This is a genomic window from Nocardia sp. CA-136227 (assembly GCF_050955695.1).
GTDB lineage: Bacteria > Actinomycetota > Actinomycetes > Mycobacteriales > Mycobacteriaceae > Nocardia.
In genome coordinates, this window is the sequence record NZ_CP192081.1 from 13951 (window position 1) to 31280 (window position 17330).

At 69.0% G+C, this 17330-nt stretch carries 18 protein-coding genes; 7 read left to right on the forward strand and 11 right to left on the reverse strand.

Annotated features, from left to right (window positions below; all coding sequences use genetic code 11):
• Nucleotides 1-150: 150 nt before the first annotated feature.
• Nucleotides 151-1140, forward strand: coding sequence for an ATP-binding cassette domain-containing protein (locus ACQP06_RS00060; RefSeq protein ID WP_433669538.1), 990 nt, complete (start codon nt 151-153; stop codon nt 1138-1140).
• Nucleotides 1137-1979 (forward strand): ABC transporter permease, encoded by an 843-nt coding sequence (locus tag ACQP06_RS00065; RefSeq protein WP_433669540.1) that lies wholly within the window; start codon nt 1137-1139, stop codon nt 1977-1979. Before ACQP06_RS00060 ends, ACQP06_RS00065 begins: the two co-directional genes overlap by 4 nt.
• 25 nt (nt 1980-2004) lie before the next feature.
• Here ACQP06_RS00065 and ACQP06_RS00070 read toward each other — a convergent pair whose 3' ends face one another.
• The 3 genes from ACQP06_RS00070 to ACQP06_RS00080 are packed head-to-tail and all read right to left on the reverse strand — an operon-like array spanning nt 2005 to nt 4362.
• The gene (locus ACQP06_RS00070; protein ID WP_433669542.1) at nt 2005-2184 is read right to left on the reverse strand and encodes a hypothetical protein; all 180 of its coding nucleotides are present in this window, start codon (nt 2182-2184) and stop codon (nt 2005-2007) included.
• A 54-nt stretch (nt 2185-2238) separates the two neighbouring features.
• Complete coding sequence (gene glmS / locus ACQP06_RS00075) at nt 2239-4077, reverse strand: glutamine--fructose-6-phosphate transaminase (isomerizing) (protein WP_357274930.1); 1839 nt, start codon at nt 4075-4077, stop codon at nt 2239-2241.
• A 15-nt stretch (nt 4078-4092) separates the two neighbouring features.
• Nucleotides 4093-4362, reverse strand: a complete 270-nt coding sequence (locus ACQP06_RS00080; protein WP_246598244.1) for a hypothetical protein — start codon at nt 4360-4362, stop codon at nt 4093-4095.
• Nucleotides 4363-4503: 141 nt separating this feature from the next.
• Between ACQP06_RS00080 and ACQP06_RS00085 the strand changes: the two genes are divergently transcribed.
• Both ACQP06_RS00085 and ACQP06_RS00090 read left to right on the forward strand, forming a co-directional pair.
• Nucleotides 4504-5031: a peptidylprolyl isomerase gene (locus ACQP06_RS00085; protein WP_433669544.1), complete on the forward strand. Its 528-nt coding sequence runs from the start codon at nt 4504-4506 to the stop codon at nt 5029-5031.
• A gap of 37 nt (nt 5032-5068) precedes the next feature.
• On the forward strand, nt 5069-5938 hold the full coding sequence (locus ACQP06_RS00090; protein ID WP_433669546.1) for a rhomboid family intramembrane serine protease: 870 nt from the start codon (nt 5069-5071) through the stop codon (nt 5936-5938).
• Here the strand turns inward: ACQP06_RS00090 and ACQP06_RS00095 are convergent.
• A complete protein-coding gene (locus tag ACQP06_RS00095) occupies nt 5935-6378 on the reverse strand; it encodes a PH domain-containing protein (RefSeq protein ID WP_433669547.1) in 444 nt (147 codons plus the stop codon). The two genes, ACQP06_RS00090 and ACQP06_RS00095, sit on opposite strands and share 4 nt — an antisense overlap.
• Nucleotides 6379-6485: 107 nt before the next feature.
• A complete protein-coding gene (crgA, locus tag ACQP06_RS00100) occupies nt 6486-6752 on the reverse strand; it encodes a cell division protein CrgA (RefSeq protein ID WP_357088463.1) in 267 nt (88 codons plus the stop codon).
• Nucleotides 6753-6901: 149 nt separating this feature from the next.
• Here crgA and ACQP06_RS00105 point away from each other — a divergent pair, with 149 nt between their 5' ends.
• The 3 genes from ACQP06_RS00105 to ACQP06_RS00115 all read left to right on the forward strand — a co-directional run bounded on the left by ACQP06_RS00105 (nt 6902) and on the right by ACQP06_RS00115 (nt 8765).
• Complete coding sequence (locus tag ACQP06_RS00105; RefSeq protein WP_433669549.1) at nt 6902-7540, forward strand: aminodeoxychorismate/anthranilate synthase component II; 639 nt, start codon at nt 6902-6904, stop codon at nt 7538-7540.
• Between the two features lie 90 nt (nt 7541-7630).
• A complete protein-coding gene (locus tag ACQP06_RS00110) occupies nt 7631-8314 on the forward strand; it encodes a RibD family protein (RefSeq protein WP_433669550.1) in 684 nt (227 codons plus the stop codon).
• Nucleotides 8304-8765: a dCMP deaminase gene (locus ACQP06_RS00115; RefSeq protein WP_433669552.1), complete on the forward strand. Its 462-nt coding sequence runs from the start codon at nt 8304-8306 to the stop codon at nt 8763-8765. Before ACQP06_RS00110 ends, ACQP06_RS00115 begins: the two co-directional genes overlap by 11 nt.
• 85 nt (nt 8766-8850) lie before the next feature.
• Here the strand turns inward: ACQP06_RS00115 and pknB are convergent, their stop codons facing one another.
• The 6 genes from pknB to ACQP06_RS00145 are packed head-to-tail and all read right to left on the reverse strand — an operon-like array spanning nt 8851 to nt 17328.
• A complete protein-coding gene (gene pknB, locus ACQP06_RS00120; protein WP_433669554.1) occupies nt 8851-10755 on the reverse strand; it encodes a Stk1 family PASTA domain-containing Ser/Thr kinase in 1905 nt (634 codons plus the stop codon).
• Entirely contained in the window at nt 10752-12359 is a 1608-nt protein-coding gene (locus tag ACQP06_RS00125) for a protein kinase domain-containing protein (RefSeq protein WP_433669555.1), read from the reverse strand. Before ACQP06_RS00125 ends, pknB begins: the two co-directional genes overlap by 4 nt.
• A 34-nt stretch (nt 12360-12393) precedes the next feature.
• A complete protein-coding gene (locus ACQP06_RS00130; RefSeq protein WP_357088452.1) occupies nt 12394-13887 on the reverse strand; it encodes a peptidoglycan D,D-transpeptidase FtsI family protein in 1494 nt (497 codons plus the stop codon).
• Nucleotides 13884-15350 (reverse strand): FtsW/RodA/SpoVE family cell cycle protein, encoded by a 1467-nt coding sequence (locus ACQP06_RS00135; protein ID WP_433669557.1) that lies wholly within the window; start codon nt 15348-15350, stop codon nt 13884-13886. Before ACQP06_RS00135 ends, ACQP06_RS00130 begins: the two co-directional genes overlap by 4 nt.
• The gene (locus ACQP06_RS00140) at nt 15350-16864 is read right to left on the reverse strand and encodes a PP2C family protein-serine/threonine phosphatase (protein WP_433669559.1); all 1515 of its coding nucleotides are present in this window, start codon (nt 16862-16864) and stop codon (nt 15350-15352) included. Before ACQP06_RS00140 ends, ACQP06_RS00135 begins: the two co-directional genes overlap by 1 nt.
• On the reverse strand, nt 16861-17328 hold the full coding sequence (locus tag ACQP06_RS00145; RefSeq protein WP_213558686.1) for an FHA domain-containing protein FhaB/FipA: 468 nt from the start codon (nt 17326-17328) through the stop codon (nt 16861-16863). Before ACQP06_RS00145 ends, ACQP06_RS00140 begins: the two co-directional genes overlap by 4 nt.
• Nucleotides 17329-17330: the final 2 nt, after the last annotated feature.

Consider the following 17330-nt stretch of genomic DNA (forward strand, 5'->3'; position numbering starts at 1 on the left):
ACGTTCGAGTAGTTGACGACTCGCGATCCCGGCCGCCGCCCGTGCCGGCACTGGTGAAACTCGGATGACTCACTCCGTCGATCCGGGCATACTGGCCAGACGCCGACGATCGTGTTCGACCGCATCCGTGCAGTTCGGAACAGGAGAATCATGCCCGACGCCATTGTCGCCGAGGGGCTGGTCAAGAGGTACGGCCATCTGGTCGCCCTCGACGGCCTCGACCTCTCGGTCCCCGAAGGCACCGTGACCGCCCTGCTCGGCCCCAACGGCGCCGGCAAGACCACCGCCGTGCGCGTGCTCACCACGCTGCTCATCCCCGACGCCGGCCACGCGGTCGTCGCCGGGGTGGACGTCCTGAAGGACCCGCAGCTGCTGCGCTCCCGCATCGGCACCTCCGGCCAGTACGCCGCGGTCGACGAATACCTCACCGGCTTCGAGAATCTCGAGATGGTGGGCCGGCTGTACCACATGGGGGTGCGGCGCAGTAAGGAGCGAGCGCGCGAACTGCTGGACCGGTTCCGCCTCGCCGATGCCGCCGACCGTCCGGTCAAGGGTTACTCCGGCGGTATGCGCCGCCGCTTGGACCTGGCGGGCGCGCTGGTCGCGAATCCGCCCGTGCTGTTCCTGGACGAACCCACCACCGGCCTGGATCCCCGTGCGCGCCTGGACCTCTGGGATGTCATCGAGGAACTGGTGGCGGGCGGCACCACGCTGCTGCTGACCACCCAGTACCTGGAGGAAGCGGACCGGCTGGCCGACTCCATCGCCGTCATCGACCACGGCCGGGTGATCGCGGAGGGCACCTCCGACGAGCTCAAGGCGATGGTGGGCGGCGACCGGATCGAGCTGGTCGTCGATCACGCCGACAATCTCGCGGTGGCGCGGCAGGCGCTGGAAGGCTTGGCGCACGGCGAGATTCGGCTCGAGCCGGGGCTGCGGCGGATCATCGTGCCGGTCGAGGACGGCTCGCAGGCGCTGGTGGAGGCGATCGGGCAGCTGACCGAGCACGAGGTGCAGATCCACGATGTGGGGCTGCGCCGGCCCTCGCTCGACGATGTGTTCCTGTCCCTGACCGGACACCAGGCCGAGGAACTGATCAACGGCAATCGATCCGCCGAGGAGAAGGAGGGCGCCCGATGAGCGCCGCGCTCGCCGTCGCCGGAAAGCCTTCGCTCGCACAGCGACTGGCCATGGTGGTGACCGACAGCATCACCATCACCAAACGCAATGTGATCAAGATCCGGCGGGTGCCGGACGTGCTGATCTTCTCGACGCTGTCGCCGATCATGTTCGTGCTCTTGTTCGCCTACGTCTTCGGCTCGTCGATCCAGTTGCCCGGCACGTCCTATCGCGAGTTCCTGATCGCCGGCATCTTCGCCCAGACCGTGGTGTTCGGCGCGACGTTCACCGGTCTGAGCCTGGCGGAGGACATGCAGAAGGGCATCATCGACCGCTTCCGGTCGCTGCCCATGGCCCCGTCGGCGGTGCTGATCGGGCGCACGCTCTCCGACGTGGTCATCAATGTGGTGAGCCTGGTGGTGATGTCGCTGACCGGTCTGCTGGTGGGCTGGCGGATCCGCGGCTCGTTCCTCGACGCGGTGCTGGCGTACGTGCTGTTGCTGCTGTTCGCGTACGCGGTGTCGTGGATCATGGCGGTGGTCGGCCTGCTGGTGCGCGCGCCGGAGGTCTACAACAACGCCAGCTTCATGGTGATCTTCCCGCTCACGTTCATCGCCAACACCTTCGTGCCGACCGCGAACCTGCCGACGGTGTTACGCGTTGTGGCGGAATGGAATCCGGTGTCGGCCGTGACCCAGGCGACGCGCGATCTGTTCGGCAACACCTCGCCGATGGGACCGAGCGCGGATGTCTGGCCCATGCGGCATCCGGTCGCGACGACCCTGATGTGGATCGTCGTGATCCTGGCGATCTTCGTGCCGCTCGCCCTGAAGCAGTACAAGCGCTCGGTGAGTCGCTGAGTGGTTCGGCGACTCACCGCGGGCTTCAGTGGTTGACGAGGTCCGGCGAGGGCGCCGAACCGTTGCGCGAGTAGCCCAGGCGCGGTGGTTCGGCGGCCGGAGCCTCCGGTTGCGGACGCTTGTTCACGAAGAACGCGATGACACCGCCCGCGATCGCGACGAGGGCGGCCACGATGACCTTGTTACGAACGCTCCCCAGCTCCATCCGACCATGCTGGCACAGCAAGACAATTCGTGCACGGACGGGGCCGCCGATCGGTTACTCGACGGTAACGCTCTTGGCCAGGTTGCGCGGCTTGTCCACGTCCCGGCCCAGCGCCATGGCCGTGTGATAGGCCAGCAACTGCAACGGAATCGTGAGGATGATCGGGTCCAGTTCCGGGCACACCGCCGGAACCCGGATCACCGAATCCGCTAGCCCGTCCGGCAGATCGGTGTTGGTGACCGCGATGACCGGGCCGCCACGCGCCTTGATCTGCTCGATGGTGGTGATGTTCTTGGCCAGCAACTCGTCGCCGGGCACCAGCACGATGGAGGGCATCTCCGGGTCGATCAGCGCCAGCGGCCCGTGCTTGAGTTCGGAACCCTGGTACGCCTCGGCGTGGATGTAGGAGATCTCCTTCAACTTCTGCGCGCCCTCGCGCGCCACCGGCCACGCACGCACCCGGCCGATGAAGAACATGCTGCGCGCCTTGGCGAATCGGGACGCGATATCGGCGACCGTCTCCTCCTCGGCCAGCACGGCGTCGATGGCGTCGGGCAGCGCGCGCAGCCCGGACACGATGCGTTCGCCGGCCGCGGCCGACAGGTCCCGCACCCGGCCCAGCAACAGGCCCAGCATGGCGAAGGACACGGTCATATTGGTGAGCGCCTTGGTCGAGGCCACCGAGACCTCCGGGCCCGCGTGCAGGAACACGCCCGCACCGCACTCCCGCGCGATGGCGCTGCCGACCACGTTCACCGCGCCGATGACGCGGCCGCCCTTGCGCTGCAATTCCTGAACGGCGGCAAGGGTATCCAGGGTCTCGCCGGACTGGCTGATCGCCACGTACAGCGCGTCCGGGTCCACCACCGGATTGCGGTAGCGGAACTCCGAGGCGGGCTCGGCGACGGCCGGGATCCGGGCCAGCTCCTCGACCAGCTGCGCGCCCAGCTGGCCCGCGTAATAGGCGGAGCCGCAGCCCAGGAACACCACCTTGCTGATGCCGCGCAGCTCGCGCGCGTCCATATTGAGGCCGCCCAGGTGGGCGGTGGCGAAACGCTCGTCGAGGCGGCCGCGCAGCGCCCGGCGGACGGCGTCGGGCTGTTCGGCCATCTCCTTGCGCATGAAGTCGGGGTACCCGCCCAGCGCGTAGTCCTCGGCCGCCATATCGATGGTGGTGGGGATCTTGTCGGTGCGCCGGGCCTCGAGACCCAGTGTGCTGGTGCGGAATTCGTCGGCGCGCACGGTGGCCAGCTCGCCGTCGTCGAGGAACACCACGCGCTGGGTGTGATGCACCAGCGCGGCCACGTCGGAGGCCACGAACATCTCGCCGTCGCCGACACCGAGCACGATGGGGGAGCCGTTGCGGGCCACCACCAGTTCGTCGGGGCGGCGGGCGTCGAGCACCAGCAGGCCGTAGGTGCCCTCGACTCGGCGCATGGCGGTGCGGACCGCGTCCTCCAGGGTCTCGGACCCCTCCAGGGCGGCGGCGACCAGATGCGCGATGGCCTCGGTGTCGGTGTCGGAGACGAATTCCACGCCCTCGGCGGTCAGCGCGGCGCGCAGCACCTCGGCGTTCTCGACGATCCCGTTGTGCACGACCGCGATCCGGCCGGAGACGTCGGTGTGCGGGTGCGCGTTGGCGTCGGAGGGTTCGCCGTGGGTCGCCCAGCGGGTGTGGGCGATGCCCACATTGCCGCGCAGCCGGGCGGCTTCGGCGTCGGCCTTGTTGCGTAGGTCCTGGACCCGGCCCTGGGTCTTGGTGACCCGTAGGCGGCCGCGGTGCGGCACGGCCAGGCCCGCGGAGTCGTAGCCGCGGTATTCGAGCCGGTGCAGGCCTTCCAACAGGACCGGGACGGCCTCACGATGCCCGATATAACCGACGATTCCACACATTGAGGGACGGACTCCTCACCCGTAGACGATGCGACGCAGTTGCCGTTCGGTGAAGTCGGGGGCGGCGACCCGGCGCTGCGCGAGCTCGGCCGCCAGGCGCTGCCAGATCTCGGCATTGCGGACCTGACGGCTCTGCAATTCGGCATGTCTGCGGCGCACGAACTGCTCGGCGGTCTCGTCGAAGTATCCGACGACATCGGCGACCACACGGGCCGCGACGGCGGGCGGCAGGCCGGTGGAGGCCGCCACATGGCGGACCAGATCGACCGGATCCCCGTCATTCACTCGACCGAACATGCCATGCCGGGACCGTTTCCGCCACTTCTGTGCCCGAATCCGGGCAGGGAATCACATATCGCGGCGGTTTCGAGGGCTTCGCGTGTGCCGCTTCGGCCCGGCCGCGCGCCCTGCACCTATCCTGGCGGCGTGACCTCACCGAATCAGACCGCAGTGGCGACGTTGCACACGAACCACGGCGACATCAAGATCTCGCTCTTCGGTAACCACGCCCCCGCCACCGTCCGCAATTTCGTCGGCCTGGCCGACGGCTCCAAGGCGTACAGCACCAAGAACGCCGCGGGCACCGACTCCGGGCCGTTCTACGACGGCTCGATCTTCCACCGGGTGATCGACGGCTTCATGATCCAGGGCGGGGACCCCACCGGCACCGGCCGCGGCGGCCCCGGCTACGAGTTCAAGGACGAATTCCATCCGGACCTCCGCTTCGATCGCGGCTACCTGCTCGCCATGGCCAATGCCGGGCCCGGCACCAACGGCTCCCAGTTCTTCATCACGGTGGGCGCGCAGCCGCACCTGAACCGCCGCCACACCATCTTCGGCGAGGTCGTGGACCCCGATTCCCGCAAGGTCGTCGACGCCATCGCCACCATCTCGACCGACCGCGGCGACCGCCCCAAGGACGACGTGGTGATCAACAGCATCACCATCGCCTGAGAAACGGCCCTCGAACGGCCTTCGAAGAGGACTTCCCATGCAGCCCCAGCCGCCCGCCCCGGCCTGCTACCGCCACCCCGACCGGCCCACCGGTCTGGCCTGCACCCGGTGCGGGCGTCCGGCCTGCCCCGAATGCCTGACCGCGGCCGCGGTCGGGCAGCACTGCGTGGAATGCGTCCAGCAGGGCCGTGACGACGTCCGACCGGTCCGCAACGCGGCCGGGACGACGCTGTCACGGATCTCGCAGCCGTACGTCACCTACACGCTGATCGCCGTCAACGTGATCGTCTTCGCGGTCACCGCGCTGCAGGCGCACAGCCTGATGGACAACCAGCGTTCCCGGCTGTTCTACGACTGGGTGCTGGTGCCGGGCTTCGTCGGCTACGACGGCGGCTGGGCGCGGGTGCTCGGCTCGGGCTTCCTGCACTACGGGCCGGTCCACCTGCTGGCCAATATGTTCGCGCTCTACGTGCTGGGCCCGTACTGCGAGGTGGCGCTGGGCCGGACCCGCTTCGTGGCGGTCTACTTCACGTCCCTGCTGGGCGGTTCGGCCGCGGTCACGGCGATGTCAGGTCCCCTGACCCCCACCGCGGGCGCCTCGGGCGCGATCTTCGGGATCTTCGGCACGGTCGCGGTGATCATGCTGCGCATCCGCCAGAACCTCACCCAGATCGCGGTGCTGCTGGGGATCAACCTGGTGATCACCTTCTCGGTGCCCGGCATCTCGGTGTGGGGGCACCTGGGCGGGCTGCTCGCGGGCACGCTCGCCACCACGGGAATCCTGTATCTGCCGCGCTGGATCGGGATCCGGGACGCCCGGAAGGCGCTCACCGTCGGCTGGGCGGCGGTCGCGGCGGTGGCGGTGGCCGCGGTGCTGGTCACCGTGCTGGCCGCGCCCACCCTCTAACGCGACAGATGCGCGCGCAGCACCTCGAGGACATCCTCGGGGCGCGTGCCCAGATCCCAGCGGCCGAAGATCAGCAGCCGTTCCTCACCGGAGTTGTCCACATCCATCTCCAGCATGGGCATCCGCCGGCCCAGTCGCCGGTAGTGCACAACCCGGACCCGCAGGATCTGCTCGGGTGTGTAGCGCTGCGGCCCGGTGAGGCCGCGCACCACGATATGTACAGGGTCACCGGGTTCGACCGCGAGCCGCGGCCGTTGCCGCACGCCCAGGGCGGTCAGGCCGAGCAGTCCCACCGCGGCCACACCGATGAGCAGGCGGCCGGGGCCGTCCGTCGACACGATCGCGGCCACGGCCAGCACCAGGCCGCCGATGCCGCAGGCCACGAGCGCGGCCGGGGGTGTGGACCAGGACAGTCGGGAGTCGGGGCCGGTGGCGCTCACTGTCCCCACTCTTTCCTCGAGTTGTCCACAGGCTCATCCACAGGTGTGCATGAATGACAATGGTGTAAGCCACATTCCCGGCGGAACGGGCCACCCGTGCGGGGCATTCAGCGCCAGCGCATGGTCATGATCAGACCGACCACCATCAGGCCGAATCCGATCAGGAAGTTCCACGCGCCCAGATCGCTCATCCAGTGGATCTGCTCGTTGGCCAGGTAGTAGACGAGCAGCCACACCAGACCGGCGAGCATGAAGCCCAGCATGATGGAGACGTACCAGACCGGCGACGGACCAGCCGTCTTCACCCGCACCGGGGTGCGGCTGGCCGGGTTGATCGTGTAATCGGTCTTCTTCCGGACCTTCGACTTCGGCATGACGTCCTCGTTTTCGGCGTTCTGTCTGCGTAGACATTATCCCGGGAACCCTGGGGAAAGTGTCGTTGGGGAGGGCGCGGGCGATTGTGGCGACACGGTTCGGCGGTATTGCGTGCGACGGCGGCGGCCGCGCCAACTACTCTCGAATCATGCGTGTACTGGTCGTCGACAACTACGACAGCTTCGTGTTCAACCTGGTTCAGTATCTCGGACAGCTGGGTGTGGACGCCGAGGTCTGGCGCAATGACGACCCGCAGCTCGCGGATGTGGACAAGGTCGTGCAGGACTTCGACGGCGTGCTGATCAGCCCCGGGCCCGGCACCCCCGACCGCGCCGGCGCCTCCATCTCGCTGGTGCACGCCGCCGCGAAGCACGCCACCCCGCTGCTCGGCGTGTGCCTGGGACACCAGGCCATCGGAGAAGCCTTCGGCGCCACCGTGACCCGCGCTCCCGAACTGCTGCACGGCAAGACCAGCAGCGTCTTCCACATCGGCGCGGGCGTGCTGGCCGGGCTACCGGATCCCTTCACCGCCACCCGCTACCACTCCCTGACCGTCCTCGAGGAGACCATGCCGCCGGAGCTGGAGGTGCTGGGCCGCACCGAATCCGGCATCGTCATGGCTCTGCGGCATCGCGATCTGCCCATCCACGGTGTGCAGTTCCACCCCGAATCCGTGCTCACCCAGGGCGGGCACCGCATGCTCGCCAACTGGCTGGGCGTGTGCGGCGAGCGGCCGGCGGAGGGGCTGGTGCAGACCTTGGAGGCGGAGGTCGCGGCCCTGGCATGAGCGGTCAGGGGCCGGAGGAGGCAGCCTGCGTAACCACGCAGGCCCCCCGCTCATGCCACATGGAGACAGCGTCATGAACGGGGACGCGGCGTGAGGCCGCGGGTCATGCTGTCGGTGGCCGTCAGCGTCGACGGCTACATCGACGACGCGAGCCCGGATCGCCTGTTGCTGTCCAACGCCGCCGATTTCGATCGGGTCGACGCCCTGCGCGCCGAATCCGACGCCATCCTGATCGGCGCGGAAACCCTGCGCCGCGACAATCCCCGGCTGCTCGTGAACAGTTCGGACCGCCGCCTGCAGCGGGTCGCCGCGGGCAAGCCCGACTATCCGGTGCGGGTGATCGTCACCGCGCGCGGCGAGCTCGACCCGGAGCTGCGCTTCTGGCAGAGCGGCGGCGAAAGACTGGTCTACACCACCGATTCCGGGGCCGCCCGCCTCGGCGACCGGCTCGCCGGTCTGGCCGAGGTGATCTCCCTGGGCGCGGCGATCGACTTCGCGGCCCTGCTCGACGACCTGGGCAAACATGGTGTCGAGAGCCTGATGGTCGAGGGCGGCGGATCCATCCACACCGCCTTCCTGTCCGCCGGATTGGTCGACGAGATCTGGATGGCCGTGGCGCCCTTGGTGGTCGGCGACCCGGCCGCCCCGCGCTTCCTCGGACCCGCCGCCTTCCCGGGCGGGACCGGTCACCGCATGCAGCTGGCCGATGTGGCCCGGATCGGGGATATCGCCCTGCTGCACTACCTGCCGAAGGAGGATTCCGATGTCGGATGAGGCACGGCTGGATCGCGGTTGGATGCGGCACGCCATCGGTCTGGCGCGGTTGTGCCCGCACAGCGACACCGCGTTCGCGGTGGGCGCGGTGATCGTGGGCGCGGACGGGGTGGAGATCGAGCACGGGTGGTCGCGGGAGACCGACGACAAGGTGCACGCCGAGGAGTCGGCGCTGAACAAGCTGGCCGCGGACGATCCGCGGCTGCGGCACGCCACCCTGTACAGCACCCTCGAGCCGTGTTCGCAGCGCGCGAGCCAGGATCGGCTGCCCTGCACGGATCGGATTCTGCGGGCCGGGATCCGGCGCGTGGTGATCGCCTGGCGGGAACCGGGCACCTTCGTGGACAACTGCGTCGGGGTGGAGCGGCTGCGCGAACACGGCGTCGAGGTGGTCGAACTGCCCGATCTGGCCGAGGAGGCCATGTCGATGAACCGGCATCTGCGGCTGTAGGTTTCGTCCGCGCGAGGTTTCACATGAAACAAGACAGGGGTTCGCGGATCGTCCGCGAACCCCTGTTCTCACAATGGAATCCGAATCACGGCGGGCCGAGCGACAGCACCCCGGTCGTGATGGTCACCGTCTGGGACTTGCCCAGCGACGAGCCCGCGGTCGGCTGCTGGGCCAGGATCCGCCCGACCTCGCCCGCGTTCAGCGTGCTCATGGTGTTCTGGCTGACCTGCCCGTTCCAGCCGCTCTTGCGCAGCATGTCCACGGCCTGCGCCGGGGTGAGGCCGCGCAGGTCGGGCATGGTGATCTGATCGCCGCTCGACACCTGCACGGTCACCGTGGAGCCCTTGTCGGCCTGGGTGCCCGCGGACGGGTTGGTGGCGATGACCGTGCCCTTGGGCTGGTTGTTCGGCACCTCCTGGACCACGACCTTGAACAGCGCGGTGTCGCCCAGCGTGGACTGCGCGACCTCGATCGACTGCCCGACCACATTGGGGACGACCACCTTGTCCGGACCCGAACCGAGGGTGATGGTGACCTGTCCGTCGGTGTCGACCTTCTGGCCCGCGTCCGGGGTCGACGAGACGACCTTGTCCTTGTCGTCGGCGCTGGAGGCCTCCCGCCTCACGTCGGGATTCATCCGCAGCCCTTGCGAATTCAGGGTCTGCTCGGCCTGCTGCCGGGTGAGCCCGGCCAGCTTCGGCACCGTCACCTGCTGCGGTCCCGCGGACACCTGCAGGGTGATGGTGCTGCCCTTGCCGACCCGCGATCCGCCCAGCGGCTGGGTGGCGATGACATTGTTCAATGCCACCTTCGGGTCGTTCTTCTGCTGGATGGCGACCGTGAAACCGGCCTTCTCCAGATCGCGTTGCGCCAGTTGGTAGTTCTGGTTGGCGACGTCGGGCACGGTGACCTGATCGGCCCGTGACCCGGGGCCGACCAGCATCCACAGCAGGATGCCGACCACCGCGACCGCGGCCACCCCGAGGATGCCGATGAGCGCGGTGCGCCGGCGCGGGTTGGCCTCGACGATCTCCTGTTCGGTGGTGTCGTCGCGGCGTTCGACGGTGCGATAGCTGCGCGGCGGCGGCAGGTCGTCGTCGAGGAAGCCGGTGCGGTCCTCGTCGGTCATGACCATGGGGGCGGTGGGCTTCTGCCCGCCCAGCACCCGGATCAGGTCGGCGCGCATCTCGGCCGCGGTCTGATACCGGTTGGCCGGGTTCTTGCTCATCGCCTTGAGGATCACCGAGTCGAGCTCGCGCGGCACCCCGGGATGCACCTGCGACGGCAGCCGCGGATCCTCCCGGACGTGCTGGTAGGCGACCGCGACCGGGGAATCGCCGGTGAAAGGCGGTTCGCCGGTGAGGATCTCGTAGAGCACGCAGCCCACCGAGTACACGTCCGAACGCGCGTCCACCTGCTCGCCGCGGGCCTGCTCGGGGGAGAGGTACTGGGCGGTGCCGATGACGGCGGCCGTCTGGGTCATGGGGTTGGAGCTGTCGGCGATGGCGCGGGCGATGCCGAAGTCCATCACCTTCACCGCGCCGGCCCGGTTGATCATGATGTTGGCGGGCTTCATGTCCCGGTGCACGATGCCGTTGCGGTGCGAGAAGTCCAGCGCCGCGCACACGTCGGCGACGACCTCCATGGCGCGCCGCGGCGGCAGCGGTCCCTTGCCGCGCACGAGGTCGCGCAGGGTGTCGCCGTCGACGTACTCCATCACGATGTAGGGCAGCGGCCCGCCGTCGATCTCGGCCTCGCCGGTGTCGTACACCGCGACGATGGCCGGATGGTTGAGGGCGGCCGCGTTCTGCGCCTCACGCTTGAAGCGCAGGTAGAACGTGGGGTCGCGGGCCAGGTCGGCGCGCAGCACCTTGATCGCCACATCCCGGCCCAGCCGCAGATCCCGGGCCTTGTGGACCTCGGACATGCCACCGAACCCGATGATCTCGCCCAGCTCGTAGCGGGAGGAGAGGTTCTTCGGGGTCGTCATGGCAATCCTTGCTGCGCGACTGAGGATGAATAGGGGTCCTGTGCGTACACCGGACTGCGGTTACTGCCGGGACTCACCGCTCCGCCGGAATTCGCGCCGCCGGAATTCGCGCCGGGAGTCACTGGCAATGATGGTAGGTCGCCCCCGCCCTGGCCCGGCCACGGCCACCGGTCGGGCTTGGTGGTCGTGGGCTTCGCCGGGGTGGTGGTGACCGGCGGGGTGGTCTTGGGCGGCGTCGTCGTGGTGACCGGCGGCGGGGTGGTGGTCGGCTCGACCGTGGTGGTCGGCGGCGGCTCGACGGTGGTCACCACCGGCGGCGGCACCGGCCGTTCCCGGGTGGTGGTGGTCGGCGGGGCCGTGGTGGTGGTCGGGGTGATCACCGGCGGCGCGACCACCGCGCTGGTGCGGGCGGGCGGCGTGGTCTCGTGCGAGGAGCTGCTCATCAGGACGATGGCGACGGCCGCGCCGAGGATCAGCGCACCCACTCCCAGTCCGGCGACGGCCTTCTGGCCGTTGGTGAATCGACCCGAGCCGGCGCCCTCGACGCCGGGGACCGTCATCGGACCGACCGGGGTGCGGGGTCCGGACATGACGGTGGTCTGGGCGGCGGGCGGTTCCATCGGCCCGCGCATCGGCTGCTGCGTCGGCGGGGCGTAGCGGGCGGTGGCCTGGTCGGCCCGCGCGCCCGGGATGATCATGGTCGGTCCGGGCGGCAGCACCCGGGTGGCGCCGGTCATGGCCGCGGACGGCAGCCCGCCGGGCGGCGTGGGCCGGCGACCCGAACGCACCGCGGACACCGCGTCGGCGAACTCGCCGCCATTGGCGTAGCGCTGGCCCGGCTCCTTGGCCATGGTGATCTCGATGAGCTCCCGCACGTTCGGCGGCAGGTCGGCGGGCAGCGGCGGCGGGGCCTCCCGCACATGCTTCATGGCGACGGTCAGCGCGCCGTCGCCGGTGAACGGCCGTGCGCCCGCGAGCGACTCGTAGCCGACCACGCCCAGCGAGTACACGTCCGAGGCGGCGGTGGCGTCCTCACCGGTGGCCTGCTCCGGCGCGATGTACTGGGCGGTGCCCATCACCATGCCGGTCTTGGTGACCGGGGAGGCGTCGACGGCCTTGGCGATGCCGAAGTCGGTGATCTTCACCTGACCGGTCGGCGTCACGAGGATGTTGCCGGGCTTCACGTCCCGGTGCACGACACCCGCGAGGTGCGCCACCTGCAGCGCCCGCCCGGTCTGCTCGAGCATGTCGAGGCCCTGGGCCACCGAGAGCCGGTTCAGCCGGGACAGCACCGCGTTGAGCGGCTCGCCCTGCACGAATTCCATGACCAGATAGGCGATCTCGCCGCCGGACGGATCCTGCGTCTCGCCGTAGTCGTAAATGCTCGCGATGCCCGGGTGATTCAGCTGCGCGGTGGTCCGCGCCTCGGTACGGAAGCGCTGCCGGAAGGTGGGGTCGGTGGAGAACTCCGCCTTGAGCACCTTCACTGCGACCCGGCGGTCCAGCCGGGTGTCCAGAGCTTCCCAGACCTGGCCCATGCCGCCGGTGGCGATCAGCCGCTGCAGCCGGTACCGATCCGCGATCAACGCACCGTTGTTCAGCATTCGTGACCCTGTCTACCTTGCACTCTCATGTCTCTCAGCCCCCAAGCCCAGCGTCCAGCACGGCCCGCGCGATCGGTGCGGCCACCGAGCCGCCGGTCGCGGCCAGGGCCCGGTCGCCGCCGTTCTCGACGATCACCGCGATGGCGATCTTCGGGTTCTGCGCCGGTGCGAACGCCATGTACCAGGCGTGCGGCGGGGTGTTGCGCGGATCCGAGCCGTGCTCGGCCGTTCCGGTCTTCGACGCGATCTGATACGGGCGCGGCTGCGTCCCTCCCTGCGTGTTCTTCTCCGACTCGAGCATCAGATTGGTGATCTGGGTGGCCACCTGGGGGGTGACCGCCTGGCCCACCGAGGTCGGTTTGGTGGTGCTCAGCGTGCTGAGGTCCGGCGCCTGCAACTGGTCGACCAGATAGGGCTTCATCCGCACGCCGCCGTTGGCGATGGTGGCCGCGATGACCGCGTTGTCCAAGGGGGTCAGGGCCACATCGCGCTGTCCGATGCTGCTCTGACCCAGCGCCGCGTTGTCGGGAATGTCGCCCACGGTGCTGTCGGTCCACGGGATCGGGATGCTGTTGTGCAGATCCTTGCCGATCCCGAACGCGCTCGCCTCGTCCTTGAGTTTCGCGGTCCCCACCTTGATACCGAGTTCCACGAAAGCCGTGTTACACGAGTACTTGAAAGCCTCTGTCAGCGAAGCGGTTTGGCTGTCGCCGGGACCGCAGTGGCTGCCGTTGTAGTTCTCCAGCGTGGTCTGGGTGCCGGGCAGGGTGATCCGCGGCGCGGCGGTGAACTGGTCCTCCGGTTTCGCGATGCCGTTGGACAGCGCGGCCGCGGTGACCACCACCTTGAACGTCGAACCCGGCGGGTAGGTGGTGGATACGGCGCGATTGATCAGCGGCTTGCCGGTGTCCTTGTCCAGCTGCTTGTAGGTGTCCTCGACCCGGCCGGCGTCGTGCCCGGCGAGGGTGTTCGGGTCGTAGGACGGCGTGGACACCATGGTCAGGATGCGCCCGGTGCTCGGCTCGATCGCCACCACCGAACCGGTCAGCTTCTTCGCGGTCAGCTGCTCGTAGGCGACCTTCTGCATCAGCGGGTTGATCGTGGTCACCACATTGCCGCCGCGCGGATCCCGGCCCGAGATGAGGTCGATGAGCCGCCGCCCGAACAGCTGGTTGTCCGAACCGTTGAGCACCGAGTCCTCGGTGTGCTCGAGTCCGTTGTTGCCGTTCTGCAGCGAGTAGAAACCGGTCACCGGCGCGTAGGCCATCGGATCGGTCGGGTAGGTGCGCAGGTACTTGTAGCGGTCGTCGGTCGCGACCGAACTCGCGAGCACCGTTCCGGCCGCGGAGATCTGGCCGCGCTGGCGGGCGTACTCGTCGAGCAGCACCCGATCGTTGCGCGGATCGTTGCGCAGGCTGTCGGCCTTGCCGATCGGGCCGATCTGGACCTGCACGTAGGTGGCGTTGATCAGCAGCGCGACGATCATCGCCATCACCGCCAGCGCCACCCGGCGCAGAGGCGTGTTCACCCGGCACCCCCCTCGACCTTGCGCAGCATCTGTGTCGACGCGTCCGCGATCGGCTCGGCCCGCTTGCGGGCGGGCGCCGGGCGGCGGGCCGCGTCGGAAATCTTGATCAGCACTCCCAGCAGGACGTAGTTCGCCAGCAGCGACGAACCGCCGTACGACATGAACGGGGTGGTCAACCCGGTCAGCGGAATCAGCTTGGTGACTCCGCCGACCACGACGAACACCTGAATGGCAATGGTGAAGGCCAGCCCCGACGCGAGCAACTTGCCGAAGCTGTCGCGGATGGCCAGCGCGGTGCGGATGCCGCGCACCGACAGGATGCAGAACAGCACGAGGATCACCGCCAGGCCGATCAGGCCCAGCTCCTCACCGATGGCGGCGATGATGAAGTCGGTCTTCGCGAACGGCACCTTCGACGGATTCCCGCTGCCCAGACCGGTTCCCGCGAGACCGCCGGTGGCCAGGCCGAACATCGACTGCGAGATCTGGTAGCCGGTGCTGGAGTAGTCGTCGAACGGGTGCAGCCAGGTCGAGACCCGGACCCGCACATGCCCGAACGTGTTGTAGGCGAACACGAATCCGATGGTCAGCAGCACCAGCCCGACCGCCACCCAGCCCACTCGCTCGGTCGCGATGTAGAGCATGCACAGCACGGTCGCGAAGATCAGCAGCGAGGTGCCCAGATCCTTCTCGACCACCAGCACGCCCACCGAGACCACCCACACCAGCAGGATCGGTCCCATATCGCGCATGCGCGGCAATTCCATGCCGAACACGTGCTTGCCCGCGCCGGTGAACAGGTCGCGCTTGGACACCAGCACCCCGGCGAAGAACACGATCAGCGCGATCTTGGCGAACTCGCCGGGCTGAACGCTGAAGCCGGGCAGCCGGATCCAGATCTTCGCGCCGTTCACCATGGAGTACCGGTCCGGCAGCAGCGCCGGCAGCGCGAGCGCGACCAACCCGAGCAGGCCGACCGTGTAGGAGTAGCGGGCCAGGCTGCGGTAATCGCGCAGCGCGATCAACAACCCCATGAAGACCACCATCCCCAACCCCGTCCACAGCACCTGCTGGTTGGCGTCGGGGGAGGGGATGGGCAGGTTGGCGAAGGCGGCGTCCTGGGCCTGCGCTAGGTCCACGCGGTGAATCACGACCAGGCCCAACCCGTTCAGCAGCGCCGCGATCGGTAGTAGGAGCGGATCCGCGAACGCCGCGAACCGCCGCACCGCCAGATGCGCGACGCCGAACAGGGCCAGGTACGCGGCACCGAGCTTGGCGATCTCCCAGGTGATCGCCTGCTCCTGACTGGCCTCCACCAACACCAGGGACACGGTGGTGATGAGGGCCGCCAGCCCCAACAGCAGCAACTCGACATTGCGCCGGGTGGCGGGCGGCGGCGCAGGAGCGAATCCGCCGGGTGGACTGGGGAAGGCCCCAGTGAACGGCGGTGCCGGTGCGGACATCAGTCCGCCGTCCTGCAGTTCTGCCCCGGGTTCTGCGGTGCCGTGGTGGTGGGAACGGTGGTGGCCGGCGGGTTCGGCTGCTCGGACTTGTGCTCCAGCGGGTGGTTCTCGCCGGTCCGTTCACCGCCGCTGAGGCCGCCGGGGACGGCGGTCGGCGCGGCGGGGGTGGGGGTGACCGAGGCGCCCGGCTGGTTCGGGTCGGCGGGCGGGGCCGGAGTCGTGGTCGGGGTGCTGGGAGCCTGCGCCTTGGTGTCGCAGGGCGGCAGCAGCTCGGTCGACACCAGCATGCGGATCTGCTTGATGGCGTCGTCCCGCGAGCCCGGCGGCAGACCCTTGTCGACCGAATCCCGGCCGCTGGGGCGCAGCGCCTCACGGGTCAGCGAGACACAACCGGCGGCGAACTTGTCACCGGGCGCGGCCAGCGTCAATTCACCGGAGCGCGTGACACATCCGACCTGATCCACATCGCGGATCGAGTAGCCCAGCACCGAACCGGGCAGGCCGCGCAGCACGACCACCTTCTCGCCGTCCACGCCGACGTAGTAGTTGCTGCGAATCATGTTGTAGCCCACGGTGAGACCCGCGCCGACGGCCACCAGCAGGGCCAGCGACAGCGCCAGCCAGCGCAGCTTGTGGCTCTTCTTGGGCGGTTCGGGTTCGGGCTGCGCCACCGTGCGGCGCGGGGTGGCCCGCGGCGGGCGCATGGCGGCGGCCCGGCCGGCGGCGGTGTTCGGCGGGGGAGTGTCCTCGTCCTCGCCGGACGCCGCGCCCGCCACGATGGGGTGGCTCTGGCCGTAGTCCAGGTCGATGACGTCGGCGACCACCACGGTCACGTTGTCGGGACCGCCACTGCGCAAGGCCAATTCGATGAGCCGGTCGGCCGCCTCGTCGGTGGTGCCCTCGCGCAGGGTGTTGGCGATGGTCTCGTCGCTGACCACGTCGGACAGGCCGTCCGAGCACAGCAGGTAGCGGTCTCCGGCCCGGGCCTCGCGCACCACCAGGGTGGGGTCGATCTCGTTGCCGGTGAGCGCCCGCATGATCAGCGAGCGCTGGGGATGAGTGTGGGCCTGTTCCGGGGTGATTCGTCCCTCGTCCACCAGCGACTGCACGAAGGTGTCGTCACGGGTGATCTGGGCCAGTTCACCGCCTCGGAGCAGATAGGCGCGGGAGTCGCCGATGTGGGCGAGGCCGAGTTTGCGGCCGGCGAACAGGATGGCGGTGAGCGTGGTGCCCATGCCGTCGAGTTCCGGCTCCTCCTCGACCTGGTCGGCGATGGACGCATTGCCTTCGTGCACGGCACGATTCAGCTTGCCGAGCAGGTCGTCGCCGGGCTCGTCGTCGTCCAGATGCGCCAGTGCGGCGATCATCAGCTGCGAGGCGACCTCACCGGCGGCGTGGCCGCCCATGCCGTCCGCCAGCGCGAGCAGTCGCGCACCGGCGTAGACGGAGTCCTCGTTATTGGCTCGGACGAGACCACGGTCGCTGCGCGCTGCGTAGCGGAGAACAAGTGTCACGATCGCAGCTCGATCACTGTCTTGCCGACACGGACAGGGGTACCGAGTGGAACTCGGACCGGAGTGGTGACCTTCGACCGGTCGAGGTAGGTCCCGTTGGTGGAACCGAGATCCTCGACGTACCAATCCTCACCGCGCGGAGACAGTCGCGCGTGGCGGGTGGAGGCGTAGTCGTCGGTGAGGACCAGTGTGGAGTCGTCCGCGCGCCCGATCAGCACCGGCTGCTGGCCGAGTGAGATTCGAGTGCCGGCGAGAGAACCCTGAGTCACCACGAGATATTTGGCGCCCTTCTGGCCCCGGCGAAAAGATGGGAGCACCGCGGAACCGCCTGCGGCCCGAGGCGCGACCCGAAGGCCGGAAGCCGCGTAGATATCGCTGCGCAGGGTCCGGAGCACCGCCCACACGAACAGCCACAACAGCAGCAGGAACCCCGCACGGGTCAATTGCAGGATCAGTCCCTGCACGG